This is a genomic window from Bradyrhizobium sp. HKCCYLS3013 (genome assembly GCF_051167615.1).
Lineage (GTDB): Bacteria > Pseudomonadota > Alphaproteobacteria > Rhizobiales > Xanthobacteraceae > Bradyrhizobium.
The window spans coordinates 312,759-327,613 of record NZ_JBNPTK010000004.1 but is presented as its reverse complement, the minus strand read 5'-3'; the positions used below and the strand labels follow the sequence as shown (position 1 = coordinate 327,613).

At 65.9% G+C, this 14,855-nt stretch carries 15 protein-coding genes; 3 read left to right on the top strand and 12 right to left on the bottom strand.

What is annotated here, in order from left to right:
- The first annotated feature begins 15 nt into the window (after positions 1-15).
- A complete protein-coding gene (locus ACQR1F_RS10500) occupies positions 16-183 on the top strand; it encodes a hypothetical protein (RefSeq protein WP_434846364.1) in 168 nt (55 codons plus the stop codon).
- Here the strand turns inward: ACQR1F_RS10500 and ACQR1F_RS10495 are convergent.
- The 4 genes from ACQR1F_RS10495 to rpe all read right to left on the bottom strand — a co-directional run bounded on the left by ACQR1F_RS10495 (position 176) and on the right by rpe (position 2,754).
- On the bottom strand, positions 176-592 hold the full coding sequence (locus ACQR1F_RS10495; RefSeq protein WP_434912973.1) for a hypothetical protein: 417 nt from the start codon (positions 590-592) through the stop codon (positions 176-178). The genes ACQR1F_RS10500 and ACQR1F_RS10495 overlap by 8 nt on opposite strands.
- A gap of 83 nt (positions 593-675) precedes the next feature.
- Positions 676-1,506, bottom strand: a complete 831-nt coding sequence (locus tag ACQR1F_RS10490) for a bifunctional allantoicase/(S)-ureidoglycine aminohydrolase (RefSeq protein WP_434912972.1) — start codon at positions 1,504-1,506, stop codon at positions 676-678.
- A gap of 45 nt (positions 1,507-1,551) precedes the next feature.
- Positions 1,552-2,037 (bottom strand): ureidoglycolate lyase, encoded by a 486-nt coding sequence (locus tag ACQR1F_RS10485; protein WP_434912971.1) that lies wholly within the window; start codon positions 2,035-2,037, stop codon positions 1,552-1,554.
- Between the two features lie 15 nt (positions 2,038-2,052).
- A complete protein-coding gene (gene rpe, locus ACQR1F_RS10480; protein ID WP_315801151.1) occupies positions 2,053-2,754 on the bottom strand; it encodes a ribulose-phosphate 3-epimerase in 702 nt (233 codons plus the stop codon).
- A 229-nt stretch (positions 2,755-2,983) separates the two neighbouring features.
- Here rpe and ACQR1F_RS10475 point away from each other — a divergent pair, with 229 nt between their 5' ends.
- Positions 2,984-3,757, top strand: coding sequence for an EF-hand domain-containing protein (locus ACQR1F_RS10475; protein ID WP_316176888.1), 774 nt, complete (start codon positions 2,984-2,986; stop codon positions 3,755-3,757).
- Between the two features lie 2 nt (positions 3,758-3,759).
- On the opposite strand, the gene ACQR1F_RS10470 is transcribed toward ACQR1F_RS10475, so the two are convergent.
- Together ACQR1F_RS10470 and ACQR1F_RS10465 are read right to left on the bottom strand one after the other, a co-directional pair.
- On the bottom strand, positions 3,760-4,758 hold the full coding sequence (locus ACQR1F_RS10470) for a P1 family peptidase (protein WP_434912970.1): 999 nt from the start codon (positions 4,756-4,758) through the stop codon (positions 3,760-3,762).
- Positions 4,759-4,835: 77 nt separating this feature from the next.
- Entirely contained in the window at positions 4,836-7,610 is a 2,775-nt protein-coding gene (locus tag ACQR1F_RS10465; protein ID WP_434912969.1) for a PAS domain S-box protein, read from the bottom strand.
- Positions 7,611-7,846: 236 nt separating this feature from the next.
- Here ACQR1F_RS10465 and ACQR1F_RS10460 point away from each other — a divergent pair, with 236 nt between their 5' ends.
- Positions 7,847-8,248, top strand: coding sequence for a response regulator (locus ACQR1F_RS10460; RefSeq protein WP_315801147.1), 402 nt, complete (start codon positions 7,847-7,849; stop codon positions 8,246-8,248).
- Positions 8,249-8,372: 124 nt separating this feature from the next.
- Here the strand turns inward: ACQR1F_RS10460 and ACQR1F_RS10455 are convergent, their stop codons facing one another.
- The 6 genes from ACQR1F_RS10455 to ACQR1F_RS10430 form a co-directional block, all read right to left on the bottom strand.
- Complete coding sequence (locus ACQR1F_RS10455) at positions 8,373-9,491, bottom strand: branched-chain amino acid ABC transporter substrate-binding protein (protein WP_315714776.1); 1,119 nt, start codon at positions 9,489-9,491, stop codon at positions 8,373-8,375.
- Between the two features lie 157 nt (positions 9,492-9,648).
- The gene (locus ACQR1F_RS10450) at positions 9,649-10,380 is read right to left on the bottom strand and encodes an ABC transporter ATP-binding protein (RefSeq protein ID WP_315801146.1); all 732 of its coding nucleotides are present in this window, start codon (positions 10,378-10,380) and stop codon (positions 9,649-9,651) included.
- Positions 10,377-11,210 (bottom strand): ABC transporter ATP-binding protein, encoded by an 834-nt coding sequence (locus ACQR1F_RS10445; RefSeq protein WP_434912968.1) that lies wholly within the window; start codon positions 11,208-11,210, stop codon positions 10,377-10,379. Before ACQR1F_RS10445 ends, ACQR1F_RS10450 begins: the two co-directional genes overlap by 4 nt.
- On the bottom strand, positions 11,207-12,535 hold the full coding sequence (gene livM, locus ACQR1F_RS10440; protein WP_316238837.1) for a high-affinity branched-chain amino acid ABC transporter permease LivM: 1,329 nt from the start codon (positions 12,533-12,535) through the stop codon (positions 11,207-11,209). The genes ACQR1F_RS10445 and livM overlap by 4 nt, the downstream gene beginning before the upstream one ends.
- Before the next feature lie 13 nt (positions 12,536-12,548).
- On the bottom strand, positions 12,549-13,466 hold the full coding sequence (locus ACQR1F_RS10435; RefSeq protein ID WP_315801143.1) for an ABC transporter permease subunit: 918 nt from the start codon (positions 13,464-13,466) through the stop codon (positions 12,549-12,551).
- A 297-nt stretch (positions 13,467-13,763) separates the two neighbouring features.
- Positions 13,764-14,843 (bottom strand): hypothetical protein, encoded by a 1,080-nt coding sequence (locus ACQR1F_RS10430; protein WP_315801142.1) that lies wholly within the window; start codon positions 14,841-14,843, stop codon positions 13,764-13,766.
- Positions 14,844-14,855: the final 12 nt, after the last annotated feature.

Sequence of the window (14,855 nt, the reverse complement as noted above, 5' to 3'; positions counted from 1 at the left end):
GCGTGGCAGCGGTGCGTGAAGAAGGATGTCGTGGGGGCTGCTCTCTTACAGCATTTGAGTGCGGGGCAGGAGACCTTCACCATGCGGTTCGAGCGCTACGCCGGCGGCACCTCAGCCCGACCGTTCAGCGCCGTTTCCGCCGGCGAGGGCGATGTGCGCATGAACCGTGGGCGTATCAACTGAGAGCATAGTTCGAGTATTCTACGGAGCCGTCTGGAAAGTGGATCTGCCAGATTTCGTAAGCGGTGAAGTTCAAGATCTGGAGCTTGATCGAGTTGCCAAAGAGCAGGATCAGGTCAGCCGTTTCTCTGTCGAACCGGGCATCGCTGCACGATGTACCATGCAGGAGCCTAGACATTTCCTGCGTCGCGTCGTTGGGGGTCGGAAGACCATATTGCTGTCGGTGATCGAAGCTCGACAGCACAGCGCGGTCGTCTTGTATGAGGCGCCAGTAGAAGGCCTTCAAGATGGTGCCGTCTGAAAATTTCAAGCCGACGGCTGCTGCTCCGATTTCGTCAGGAGCATCCTCGGCGGAGACATCGACCTGGGTGCCTCGTAGCTTGACGAGACTTTGCTCCAATGCGGTCATCATTTCGTAACGCTCTATGCAGGGTGATCAACTCCAAGCTGTCAGTCCCGCAGCAAGTACGCCACCACTGCGGCGTTCGGCTCACCTCACCGGAACGGGCGCAGCTTCATGTGGCGGTTGGCGTCCTTGTAGAGCAGATAGCGGAAGCGGCCGGGGCCGCCGGCGTAGCAGGCCTGAGGGCAGAACGCGCGCAGCCACATGAAGTCGCCGGCCTCGACCTCGACCCAGTCGCGGTTGAGCTTGTAGACGGCCTTGCCCTCGAGCACGTAGAGTCCGTGCTCCATCACATGCGTCTCCAGGAACGGGATCACGGCGCCGGGCTCGAAGGTGACGATGTTGACGTGCATGTCGTGGCGGACGTCGAGCGGATCGACGAAGCGCGTGGTGGCCCAGCGGCCGTCCGTGCCGGGCATCCCGACGGGCGCGGTCGTCGCCTCGTTGGTGACGAAGGCGTCCGGCGCGGCGATGCCGGGGACGGCCTCATAGGCCTTGCGGATCCAGTGGAAGGTCGCGGGCACCGCGCTGGCGTTCTTCAGCGTCCACTTGCAGGAGGGTGGCAGGAAGGCGTAGCCGCCCTTGCCCAAGCGATGATCGGTGCCGGCGATGGTCAGCGCGATTTCGCCCCCGACGACGAACAGCACGCCTTCGGCCTCGGGATCAGGCTCCGGCTGGGTGCTGCCGCCGCCGGGCGACACCTCGACGATGTATTGCGAGAACGTCTCCGAGAAGCCGGAGAGGGGACGCGCGATCACCCAGGTCCGCGTCTTGTCCCAGAACGGCAGCGCCGAGGTGACGATGTCGCGCATCACGCCCTTGGGGATCACGGCGTAGGCCTCGGTGAACACGGCGCGTCCGGTGAGAAGATCGGTTTGCGGCGGGTGGCCGCCCTGCGGCACGAAGTAGTTCGGCTTGTCCATCGTCGTCTCTCCTGCGCGCGGATCGGCACGCCCGCGCGCCATGATTCAGGGGATGCTCAGGAACAGCGGCTGGTCGAGCCACAGCTCCTCGAGATTGTCGGGACTCATGCGGTCGACCACCATGAAGCGCGAGGCCTCGTCGAACACCAGCAGCGGATGATGCCAGACGTTGCGCGCGTAGTTCACGCCCTGGCGTCCGCTGGCGGCGAAGGCGCGGTAGCTCGCGGGATCCCGCGGATCGGCGCAGACCAGCACCAGCCAAGGCCGGTCCTGCAGTGGCATGAACAACTGGGTGCCGAGCGGATGCCGCTCCATCAGCCTGATCTCGATCGGGAGCGGCCGCGGCTTGGCCTCGAACAGGCTGATATTGACGTCGACGCCGCCCGAGGTGACGTCGATGGCGGCGAGGCCGTTGCAGCGGCGGGCAAAGCCCTGGTTGATGTCGATGGGCTGGGCGCCATCGGTCTCGACGACGTCGCCGAAGGCGGCGAACGCGGCTTTCGCCAGCGGCTGCGGCGTGAGCGTGTGCATCCCGCCTCGCGTGCCTCAGATCGCTTCGCCGCGCGCCAACGTGGCGGCGCTGCGGATCGCGGCGATGTTGCTGCGATAGGCCTCCTCCGTGCCGCCCTTGAACACGGCGGAGCCTGCGACAAAGGCGTTGGCGCCGGCCGCGGCGAGCGCGCCGGCATTGTCGCGGCCGACGCCGCCATCGACCTCGATATCGATCGGCCGGCCGGCGGTCATCGCCCGCAGATCCTGGATCTTGCCGATCGCCGAGGGAATGAAGGCCTGGCCGCCGAAGCCGGGATTGACCGACATGATCAGCACGAGGTCGACGAGGTCGAGCACGTATTCGATGACGTTGAGCGGCGTCGAGGGGTTGAGCGAGACGCCGGCCTTCTTGCCGAGCGCGCGGATCGCCTGCAGCGAGCGATGCAGATGCGGGCCGGCCTCGGCATGGACCGTGATGTGGTCGCAGCCGGCCTTGGCAAAGGCTTCGAGATAGGGATCGCACGGCGTGATCATCAGATGCGCGTCGAAGATCTTGGTGGTGTGCGGGCGCAGCGCCTTGATCACGTCAGGGCCGTAGGAAATGTTCGGCACGAAATGGCCGTCCATGACGTCGAGATGGATCCAGTCGGCCCCGGCGGCATCGACGGCGCGAACCTCCTCGCCGAGCTTGGAGAAATCCGACGCCAGGATCGAAGGCGCGATGACGAGCGGACGCGGCGTGAAGGGCTGGGTCATGGACGGCTGTTCCAGTGCGATCGGGATTGTCGCCGTATCATGCAGGGGCCAGTCCGGCAACGCGAGCAGGAAAAATCTGCCGGGCGCGGCATGAAGTGCCGGGTTGGGGCATCCGCAACATCGCGAAATGTCCGGACATATCAGCAGTTTGGCGATGGCATGGCGATTGCGAGGAGAGCGGACGTTCGCATGTCGCCGCCGTTCGCTGCGGCCTTCTCGGAGTTTCACCATGTGGTTTGCACTGGGGGCCGCGGCGTCGGTCCTGGATGGACTGCAGTCGCTGGGATCCACCAAGTCTGGTTCCGGCAAATCGGGCAATGCTGGCGGCGGGCTGTTCAGCCTCAGCGGCGGCAACGCGGGCAGTTCCGGCAATTTCGCCCCGTGGTCGAGCTCCGGCAGCAGCAGCTCGGGGCAGATCGCGCCGGAGACGATGAACGCGCTGCTGGCGGCGCAGAGCCAGTCGGGCACGACGTCGAGCGCGAGCTCGAGCGCCAATCCGCTGCAGGACCTGTTCTCGCAGATCGACGGCGACGGCGACGGGCAGATCACGAAGTCGGAATTCGAGACTGCGCTCGGCGCCGGCGGCACCAACCTTGCGAATGCCGACAAGGTGTTCGGCAAGCTCGACAGCAACGGCGACGGCAGTGTCAGCATGGACGAGCTGACATCGGCGCTGAAGGGCGCGGGCAGCGGTCGTGGCCATCATCGTCATCAGGCCGGCTCTGGCGGGTCGGGCAGCAGCGGCAATTCGTCGGGAGCAGGAGCGGATGCGCTGATGCAGGCGCTGTCGGGCGCCTCGAGCTCCTCGTCCACCAACAGCGACGGGTCGACCACCACCACGATCACCTACGCGGATGGCTCGAAGGTGACGCTGACGACGCCGGCGGCCACCACCGCGTCCAGCGCTGCGACCTCGTCCTACAACATGATCGAGAAGCTGATCCAGCGGCAGTCCAACATGCTGTCGGCCTCCACGACTTCAACGACCGCGGTCAGCGCGTAGGCTCAACTGCCGAAGCGGCCTTGCCAGGACGGCAGCGCGCCGGCGAAGGGTAGCGGCCTCGCGTGATAGACGCCGCGGGCGATCGCGCGCGCCAGGACGTTGGCCGCGACCATGCCGAGCTCGCTCAGCTCGACCAGCGGCTCGATCGGCCTGGCGCAGGTCGCCGCCGCGAACACGATGTCCCCGTCGAGCGGCAGATGCACCGGATAGATCGCACGCGCCATGCCGGTCTGCGCCATCATCGCGAGCCGCTTGGCCTGCGCCTTCGTCAGGACGGCGTCGGTCACGACGAGGCTGATCGTCGTGTTCTCGGCGGCCGACGCCGCCGGGCCGCCCTTGATGCGCATCGCCAGCATGTCCGGCATGAACGCGGCCGGCAGGCCGCGGCCGCCGAACTCGCCGTCGACCTCGTACGGTGCTGCCCAGAACCAGGGACCGTCGCCGACGGTGACGCTGCCGACCGCATTCACCACCGCGACGGCCGCGACCTTGATGCCGCCTGTCGTCGTCGCCGACGCCGAGCCGAGCCCGCCCTGCAGGTTGGCGGTGGTGGCGCCGAGCCCGGCACCGACGCTGCCGAGCGCGAAGCTCGTGCCGGCCGCCGCCGCTGCCGCATAGCCGAGCTCGCGATAGGGCGTGTAGCGACCCCAGGCCTTGTTGCCGCCGTTCAAGAGGTCGAACATGATCGCGCCGGGGACGATCGGGATCAGCGCGTCGCGCACGGCAAAGCCGCGCCCCTGTTCCGCCAGCCAGGCCTGGATGCCGCTCGCGGCCTCCAGCCCGAACGCCGAGCCGCCCGACAGGGCAATGGCGTCGATCCGTTCCACGGTATTCGCAGGATCGAGCAGAGCGTCCTCGCGCACCCCGGGCCCGCCGCCGCGGATGTCGATCGCGGCGACCGCCGGCTGATCGAACAGGATCGCGGTGACACCGGACGCGAGCGCCGCGTCATCGGCGTGGCCCACGCGCACGCCAGGGATGTCGGTGAGGAGGTTCTGCACGATCGCCCTCGCTGCAGGTGATGATGCCGGATGGATAGCGCGGCCGGCGCGGCGGCTCAATGCAACAGCGCGCTGCTTCATCGCTCCAGCGCGATGCGGATCATGCGGGCGAGCTCGGGCTTGCGGTAGGGCTTGGGCAGCAGCAGCACGCCGGCGTCGAGGCGGCCGTGATGCACGATCGCATTCTCGGTATAGCCCGAGGTGAACAGCGTCCGCAGCGATGGCCGCCGCGCGCGGGCGGCATCGGCGAGCTGGCGGCCGTTCATGGCGCCGGGCATGATGACGTCGGTGAACAACAGGTCGATCTCCGGATGACGCTCCAGCACGTCGAGCGCCTCGGCGGCGTTGGCTGCAGCCAGGGTGGTGTAGCCGAGGCTGCCGACCTGGGCGATCACGTGCTGGCGTACCAGCGGATCGTCCTCCACGATCAGGATCGTCTCGTTGCCGCCGCGCGCGTCCGGCGCCTGCAGGCCCGCGCTGGCGGCCGGAGCGGACGCCGAGTGCGGCAAATACAGCTTGATCGAGGTGCCGTGGCCGACCTCGCTATAGATCTTGATATGGCCGCCCGACTGCTTGACGAAGCCAAACACCATGCTGAGGCCGAGGCCCGTGCCCTTGCCGGTGCCCTTGGTCGAGAAGAACGGATCGAACACCTTCTCGAGATAGGCGGGCGGGATGCCGCAGCCGGTATCGCTGACGGCGATCATCACGTAATCGCCGACGGCAACCTCGCTATGGGCGTCGGCATAGTCCTGGTCGAGCGCGACGTTGGCCGTTTCCAGCGTCAGCTTTCCGCCCTGCGGCATCGCATCGCGTGCATTGAGCGCGAGGTTGACGATCGCGGTGGCGAGCTGGTTCGGATCGGCCAGTGCGGTACATGGATCGGAGCTGAGCGTGCGCTCGATTTCGATCTGCGCGCCGAGCGTCGGCTGCAGCAAGGCTGCGGTCTCGTTCAACAGCGCGTTGACGTCGATATCCGTCGGCTGCAGCGGCTGCTTGCGGGCGAAGGCCAGCAACTGCCGCGTGAGCTGCGCGCCGCGGTCGGCGGAGTCGTCGATCAGCTTGGCGACGGAGGCGAGCTCCGGCCGGTCGGACACGGCGTCGGCAAGAATGCCGATGCTGCCGGTGATGACGGTGAGGATGTTGTTGAAGTCGTGGGCGACGCCGCCGGTGAGCTGCCCGACCGCCTCCATCTTCTGCGCCTGGCGGAATTGCGCCTCGGCGGCGCGCTTCTCGGTGAGGTCGCGGCCGACGAAGAAGTGGCGCTGCACCGGGTCCGACCAGCTAGCCATCCAGTTCAGGACGACGCCGCGGCCTTCCTTGTGCAGGAGCTGCGCCTCGAAATTGTGGACGTCGCGGCCGCGGCGGCAGGCGCGCATCTGGCTACGGACCGCCTCGAGCTCGGGCGGAAAGACGAAGTCGCTGGCATTGCGGCCGACCATCTCCTCCGGCCGGTAGCCGAGCACGTCCACCGCGCTCGGGCTGACCTGCATCAATTGTCCGTAGGAGTTGGCCACCAGGATCAGGTCCTGCGAGGTCTCGAAGATGCGGCGGCGCTCCTCGGTCTCACGGGTCAGGGCGGTTCGGGTGCGCTTGCTCTCGGTGATGTCGCGCGCGACCTTGGAGGCGCCGACGACCGCGCCACGCGCGTCGAGAATCGGGGACACGCCGAGCGACACTTCGATCTCGTGGCCGTCCTTGTGGCGGCGGATCGTCTCGTGATGCTCGATGTTCTCGCCGTCCCCGATCCGGCTCAGGATGCGATCGACCTCGCTGCGCCGTTCCGCGGGCACGATCAGGCCGATGTCGTGGCCGAGCGCCTCGTCTGCGCGATATCCGAACAGGTGTTCGGCAGCGCGGTTCCATGACGTGATCTTGCCCTGCAGCGTCAGCGTGATGATGGCGTCGCTGGAGGATTCCACCACGGCGCTGAACAGCCGCTCGCGCGCGATGAAGCGTGCCCGCTCGCTCTCGCTCTCGCGGCGCTGCCGTTGCAACAGCCGCGTGAGTCTTGCCTGCAGACTGACATTGTCCGCGAGCAGGACGCCAAGCACGAAGCTCGCTGCCAGCAGGCCGTAGATGCGCCCTGCGTAGTAGCCGAGGTCGAATCGGGCGGCGTTGAGCAGCGAGGAGAGCGAGAGATCGAACAGCCAGGCGCACAGCACCACCATGACCCAGAGGTCGAGAATGCTGTGCGGCCGGCGCAGCGCCAGCACGAGCAGGGCAGCCGACGTCACGCACCAGATGGCGCCGACCACGATCTTCAATGCCGGCGTGGCAGCGTCGGCGCGGACGAGCGCGGGCAGCGCTGCATCATGGGCGATCACCGCCCAGGTCAGTGCCGCAAGCGCGATCGCCACGCCGAGAATGGCGACCGACAGCGACAGCGCGACGGATTTGACGGGTGTCGGATGGACACGGTCGTGCAGCGCATAGGCGAGAACGAACAGCGGGAACGCGCCGTGCCAGATCATGTAGATCCAAACCGCGGTCTGCGGCCCTGCGTCGAGCAGGCCGCTGTGAGAATACAGCCCCGGAAACACCAGCGTATGCAGCAGCGACGCCGGCGCGGTGAACAGGTAACCGGAGGCCAGCCACAGCAGTGGTCGGGAGCGCAGCAGCACGAACTGGGAGAACAGCAGGAACGCAGTGATGAGATCGTTCAGCGCCAACGCCGATTGGTAGCTCGCGACGAACGCAGGCACTGCCGGCAACTGCACCTTTGCAAAGGGAGCGGCAGCGGCAAACAGCAGGGTCGAGATCGCAATCGCAGCCAATGCTGCGATCTGGTCTCGGCGCGTCGCGGTGGACGTCGACAGAAGGACTTCGCGATGATCCTCGATGCTCTGCATCTCCAGGAATCCTGCGCAACAGAGCCAACGTGCAAAACGCGGCGTCCACCACTTGTGCGCGATAAAAATCAATGTTCTAATGAAGGTTGTATGGTACCAGATCGAGACGTTCTGTAGAATGAGTCGATAGTAGAAGTAACTGCACCTTTACCGCTAATGAGATAAATATACCGGTAGTTGTGCTCGATTTCCTTCGATGTTGTAGGCTGTCCAACGGAAAAATTCTGGAGAAGTTGATGCCACGGATTCTGGTGGTCGACGATCAGAAGGATGTGCGCGCCATGATCTCCATGGTGCTGCGCGTCAATCAGTTCGACGTGGTCGAAGCGGGAACCGCCGCGTCCGGACTGCAGCTGTTCCGCGACCAGGCATTCGATGCGGCCATCGTCGACATCTATCTCGATGATTCCAATGGGCTCGATCTCATCGGTAGCATGCGTGCGCTGGTTCCCGACGTGCCGGTGGTCGCCGTCTCCGGCATGAACGCCTTCGATGGCGCGTCGATGTCGGACGAGCTGACCCGTGTCGTGTACTTGCAGAAACCGTTCCGCCCGGCGGAGCTGATGCGCGCCGTCGAAACGGCCCGGTCGGCAGTCGCGGCGAAGGGGGCCGCATCGCTTTCGGCCTGTGCCGGCTGAGCCGGCCTGCTACTTTCTCTCCGTATGACGGAGTTTCGCAATTTCCTTCAGGCGCTTCGACAAAACGCCCCGGTCGATGACCGGGGCGTTTGCATCCAGCTGATGATCGAAGCGGGAGTTCCTATCAGGATCCCTTGCCGCCGAGCTCGGCGTAGCCGCCCTTGGCGTCCCATTTGTAGACGACGTAGTCGATCTGCTTGATGTCGCCCTTGGCGTCGAAGCCGAGCTTGCCCAGCACCGTGTCCCACTCGCCGGCTTTGATGGTGTCCATCACCTTCTTGGCGTCGGTGGTATTGGCCTTCTTCACCGCCTGCGACCAGACCTGGATCGCGGCGTAGGTGTAGAGCGTGTAGCCCTCGGGATCGATGTTCTTGGCCTTGAACTTGTCGACGATCGCCTTCGCGCTCGGCTTGTTGCGCGGCTCGGGGCCGAAGGTGAACAGTGTGCCTTCCGCGGCAGGACCGGTGATCGAGGCGAACTCCTTGTCGTTCATCGCGTCGCCCGCCATCAGGATGGTCTTGAGACCCTGGTCGCGCATCTGGCGCAGGATGAGGCCGGCTTCCTGATGATAGCCGCCGACATACACGAGATCGATGTTGTCACGCTTCAAGCGGGAGACGATCGCGTTGAAGTCCTTGTCGCCCTTGTTGTAGGACTCGAACATCTTCTCGGTGACGCCGGCCTTGTTCAGCGCCTTCTTGGTCTCGTCAGCGAGACCCTTGCCGTAGGTGGTCTTGTCGTTGAGGATCGCGATGTTCTTGCCCTTGAAGTTCTTCGCGATGTAGTTGGCGGCGACGAGACCCTGCTGGTCGTCGCGGCCGCAGACGCGCGCCACGTTCCACAGCTTGCGCTCGGTGAACAGCGGGTTGGTCGAGGCGGGCGTGATCTGCAGGACGTTGCTGTCGGCATAGGCCTCGGAGGCCGGGATCGACGACGACGAGCAGAAATGGCCGGCGACGAACGGAATGCCGGAGCCGGCGAGCTTTTCGGCAACCGAGCGCGCCTGCTTCGGATCGCAGGCATCGTCACCCACCTGCAGTGCGAGCTTCTTGCCGAGCACGCCGCCGGCGGCGTTGAGGTCGGCCACCGCCATCTCGGCGCCGTTCTGCATCTGGCGGCCGAAGGCCGATTCACTGCCGGTCATGGGGCCGGCCACGGCGATGTTGATGTCTTCGGCGAAAGCTGCGGTCGAGAGCGCCAGCGATGCGCCCAGGGCCAAGCCGATGAGTTTGAGTGGTTTCATGAGAAATCCTCGCGGGGGGTAGGTCGACACGGAACGGCCCGAACGGCGGGCCGCAGACCGCGCGCATTGTGGCTGATTTTCCGGCGAAGTCACCGGCAATTTTTGACCACACCTACGAAGGACTAAGGCCATTCTGGCCGGGTTTTGAGGGCCCGCCTCAGTGGCGGCCGCCCTCAAGATAGGCGGCGCGGATCTCCGGCCGCTGCAGCAGCTCGGTGCCGGTGCCCGACAGCGTAATCATGCCGTTGACCAGTACGTAGCCGCGATGGGCGAGCTTCAGCGCATGATTGGCGTTCTGCTCGACGATCAGCACGGTGAGGCCGTCCTGGCGGTTGAGTGTCCGAATGGCGTCGAAAATCTGGCGGGCGATCAGCGGCGCCAAGCCGAGCGAGGGCTCATCCAGAAGCAGCAGGCGGGGCCGGCTCATCAGCGCGCGCCCGATCGCAAGCATCTGCTGCTCGCCGCCGGACAGCGTGCCGCCGCGCTGGTCCATGCGCTCCTTCAGCCGGGGAAACAGCGCGAAGACGCGCTCCAGCGTGGCGGCCCGCTCGGCGTCGGTCGTCTCGCCGGCATCGGCGCCCATCTGCAGGTTTTCCGCCACGCTCATGCGCGGAAAGATGCGGCGTCCCTCGGGCGACTGTGCGATGCGCAGCCGCGCGATCTGATGCGTCGGCACCTGCGTGATGTCGTTGCCGTCATAGACGATGTGCCCGGAGCTCGCGCGCGGGCGGCCGAAGATCGACATCATCAGCGTCGACTTGCCGGCGCCGTTGGCGCCGATCAGCGCGACGATCTCGCCGGGCTTGATGTCGAGATCGACGCCCTTCAGCGCTTCGATCTTGCCGTAGGACGCGCGAAGATTGCGGATCGCGAGCAGGGACGCACTCACGCCTCGGCCTCCATCACGGCTGCGGCCTCTTCCTCATCGGTGCCGAGATAGGCGGCGATGACCTTCGGGTCGTCGCGGATATCGCGCGGCGTGCCCTCGGCGATCTTGACGCCGTAGTCCATCACGACGACGCGGTCGGAGATTTCCATGACGACGCTCATGTCGTGCTCGATCAGCAGGATCGACGTGGCGTGATCGGCCCGGATCGACAGCAGCAACTCGCTCAGCGCCGCACTCTCCCGCGCGTTGAGGCCGGCGGCCGGTTCGTCGAGGCAGAGCAGGGCCGGCGAGGTGCACATCGCACGCGCGATCTCCAGCCGGCGCTGGTCGCCATAGGCCAGATTGCCGGCCGCGTCGTCGGCGCGGTCGATCAGACCGACGCGCTTCAGCCAGAACACCGCATTGTCGATCGCGCTCTGCTCGGCCGCGCGCCACGAGGGCACGCCGAGCAGCCCGAGCAGCGTCATGCCGGACGCGCGCATCAGCGCGTTGTGCTGCGCGACCATCAGGTTCTCGAGCGCCGTCATGCCCGGAAACAGCCGGATGTTCTGGAACGTCCGCGCCACCTTGGCCTGTTTGGAGATGTTGAAGTCCTTCAGCTTCTGCATCTCGAACTGCGCGCCGTCATCATGGGTCAGGCGGATGACGCCAGACGTCGGCTTGTAGAAGCCGGTGATGCAGTTGAACACGGTGGTCTTGCCGGCGCCGTTGGGGCCGATCAGGGCCGTGATCTGCGTGCGTTGTGCGGTGAACGACAGCGCATTGACGGCGACGATGCCGCCGAAGCGCATGGTGAGGTTTTCGAGTGCGAGAATGGGAGCGGAGCTCATCCGTGGCCTTCCTTGACGAGGTCCGAAGAGATGCTCTTGGATTTTTCCAGGAATACGGTCGGCGCGCGATGGCCGACAATGCCGCGGGGACGCCAGATCATCACCAGCACCATGGCGAGACCGAACACCAGCATGCGGTAGTCCTCGAGGCTTCTGAACAGCTCGAAGCCGCCGATCATGGCGAGCGCCGCCAGCGCCACGCCGAGCTGCGATCCCATGCCGCCGAGCACGACGATGGCGAGCACCAGCGCCGATTCCTGGAAGGTGAAGGATTCCGGGCTGATGAAGCCCTGGCGCGTCGCGAAGAAGGCGCCGGCGAAGCCGCCGAACATCGCGCCGGTCGCAAATGCGGTCAGCTTGGTGGTGGTGATGTTGATGCCGAGCGCGCGGCAGGCGACCTCGTCCTCGCGCAGCGCTTCCCAGGCGCGGCCGATCGGCAGCCGGCGCAGCCGGATGGTGACCCAGTTGGTCAAGAGCGCGAGCGCCAGGATCAGATAGAACAGGAAGACGATGCGATGCGTCGGCGAGAACGGGATGCCGAGCATCGACGCAAGGCCGCCTTCGCCCGGTGTGAGCGGAATGCCGAACAACGTCGGTCGCGGAATCCCGGAGACGCCGTTGGGACCGCCGGTCACGTCCTGCCAGTTGATGAGGACAAGGCGGATGATCTCGCCAAAGGCCAGGGTGACGATGGCGAGGTAGTCACCGCGCAGCCGCAGCACCGGAAAGCCGAGCAGCACGCCCCAGAATGCGGCGAGGATGCCGGCGAGCGGCAGGCAGATCCAGAACGACAGGCCGAAGGTGGTCGAGAGCAGGCCGTAGGAATAGGCGCCGACGGCGTAGAACGCGACGTAGCCGAGGTCGAGCAGGCCGGCGAGACCGACCACGACGTTGAGGCCCCAACCCAGCATGACGTAGGTGAGGACCAAAATGCCGAGGTCGAGGATGTAACGCTGATTGTAGAAGATCACCGGCACCAGGAGGGTGAAGATCAGCAGCGCCGGCGCGAGATAGCGGCCGGCGACCGACATGCCGCTCTGCACGGCCGGCGGAACGAAGCTGCCGAGGCCGCCGCGCGGTCCGAGCCATAGCCGCAGCAGCTCGACCACGATCGAGCCGACGAACACCGCCGCAACCAGGCTGGCGAGGTCGCCGAAGCGGGTCCAGTATACGAGCTGGCCGCTCTGGCCCGCTTCGGTGCGGACGCCGACCATCAGGGAGAACAGGCCGAGAGCGACCAGTGCGCTGAGAAAGGCCTTCCTGAGGATGAAGGCGGCTCCAACCGGTTCGGAGCCTTTCGACGAGGCGGGAAGGGACGCGCTCACGCGGACTCCATCTTCAGACTTTTTCGACTTCGGGCCGGCCGAGCAGGCCGGTCGGCAGGAAGATCAGCACCACGATCAGGATCGAGAACGCCGCGACGTCCTTGTACTCCACGGAAAAATAGGCCGACCAGAACGTCTCGATCAGTCCGATCGCGAGGCCGCCGAGCATCGCACCCGGCAGCGAGCCGATGCCGCCGAGCACCGCCGCCGTGAACGCCTTGATGCCGGCGACGAAGCCCATGAAGAAATCGACCAGGCCGTAATACAGCAGGTACATCATGCCGGCGACGGCAGCGAGCGCCGCGCCGATCACGAAGGTCATCGAGATCGTGCGGTCGACGTCGACGCCGAGCAGTGCCGCCATGGTCTGATCCTGCTCGCAGGCGCGCATGTCGCGGCCGAGCCGCGTGCGGGATACCAGCCAGGTGAACAGCGCCAGTAGAACGATGGTGGTGATGACCACCACGATCTGGATGTTGGAGAGCTGGACGACGAAGCCGCTCGCGCCCTCGTGCAGCGTGTAGCCGCCGGTGATGATCGGCGGCACCGGCTTGACGCGCGCGCCCTGCGACACCTGCGAATAGTTGGTGAGCACGAACGACATGCCGATGGCGGACAGCATGGGCGCCAGGCGGAACGAGTGCCGCAGCGGGCGATAGGCGACGCGTTCGATGGTCCAGCCATAGAGCGCCGTGATGGCCATCGACACCAGCAGCACGATCAGCAGGATCACCGGAACCGCAGTCAGGCCCAGCGATACCAGCACCAGGAAGGAGATCAGCGCGATGAAGCCACCGATCATGAAGATGTCGCCATGGGCGAAATTGATCATGCCGACGATGCCGTAAACCATGGTGTAGCCGATGGCGATCAGGCCGTAGATCGAGCCGAGGACGAGGCCGTTGATGAGCTGTTGCGCGAAATAATCCATGAACTGCCGTGGGTGAGACTGCCGATACCGGTTCGCAACGCGGCGGGGGCCTTGCAGAGCGGGTGCTGGTATGCCTGGAGATGCACCCGCGCCCAAGGCGACGCGTGCGGCAGTACTAACAGCTAGGAACCGGGTGCCGCAACAGCGTGCAGTGCCACAATTGCGGGCTTATCCCGCCTCCTTTGATGGCGCGGTTCCCCTGCCTTCCTCGGGGGCCGGCCGTCGCCATCAAACGAACGCCAGGGAACCCAGCACCGAGCGCCGAAAAGGGGGGGTCTCGCACTGGTTGCGGCGCCGCTATATGCCGCTACCGCTGTCTTCCGGCGGCCCAGGCACTTTCCCCATCAGCTTCGACTGAAGCCGGACCAGGGCGTCGCGCAGCCGCGTCGCCTCGTCGTACCGGGTTTCCCGAGCCAGCAGGCCGGAGAACGGATCTTTCACCATGGTCTCGGCGCCCTGGGCGAGACGGCGCATCGGCGTCGCCACCCATTGCGCGGCGAAATTGAGCAGGACCAGAATCGAGAACACGCCGCCGGCAACATTGAACCAGAACGAGCGCACCAACTGGCGGGTCGGGGCCATCGCGGCAACGGCGTCCTGCCGGACCAGGACGGACCAGCCGAAGCTCGGCAGATCGGCGTAGCCCACGGTGGGGATGGTGACGGTGAAATAGTCCTTGTCGTCGGGCCATCGCTCGATGAGCGCGACCGAGGCCCCGCGGCTTGCGGCCTGCGCCGAGCCGATCGTCAGTTGCTTGCCGACGAGATCCGGCGGCCCGAACAGCACGATACTTTCGCGCGACAGCAACACCAGGTCTATGTTGCGCGACGCCAGCGCCGCGACGGATTCGATCACCCATTTCCAATCGACTTGAGCCCCGATGACGCCGCCGGGAGTGCCGTCGCGCATCAGCGGAGCCGACATGGCAATGAAGCGGTACGATCCCGAAGCGGTCTGCGACAACCGGTCTAGCGCCTCCGACTCGTGGGCATCAACAGCCGTCGGCGTCCCGAGACCCTGCCGGAACCAGCGCATGTCGGCCACGCTTCGTCCTTCCAGCATCCGGTCCTTGCTCGCGATCACCTTGCCGCCGGGGTCGGCGATGCCTAGCCAGGCATAGCGCGGCTCGAGCTCGCTCACGAACTGGATCTGTCGGCGCGCCTCGGCGACGTCGGCTGGGTCGATGATCGCGGCGAGCCGCGACACGTCGCTCCACGTGCCGTACATCTGTCGCGCCAGCAGGTTTGTGCTGAGCTCACCGCGGGTCCTCAACTGCTCGATCGCGAGTTCCTCGCCGCGCCGCTGCAGAGACGCCGAATAGAGAATGGCCACGGCCAGCGCCGTCACGAGGATCAGCGTCGCGCCGCCGAGGAACACCGTAGTCTGTAA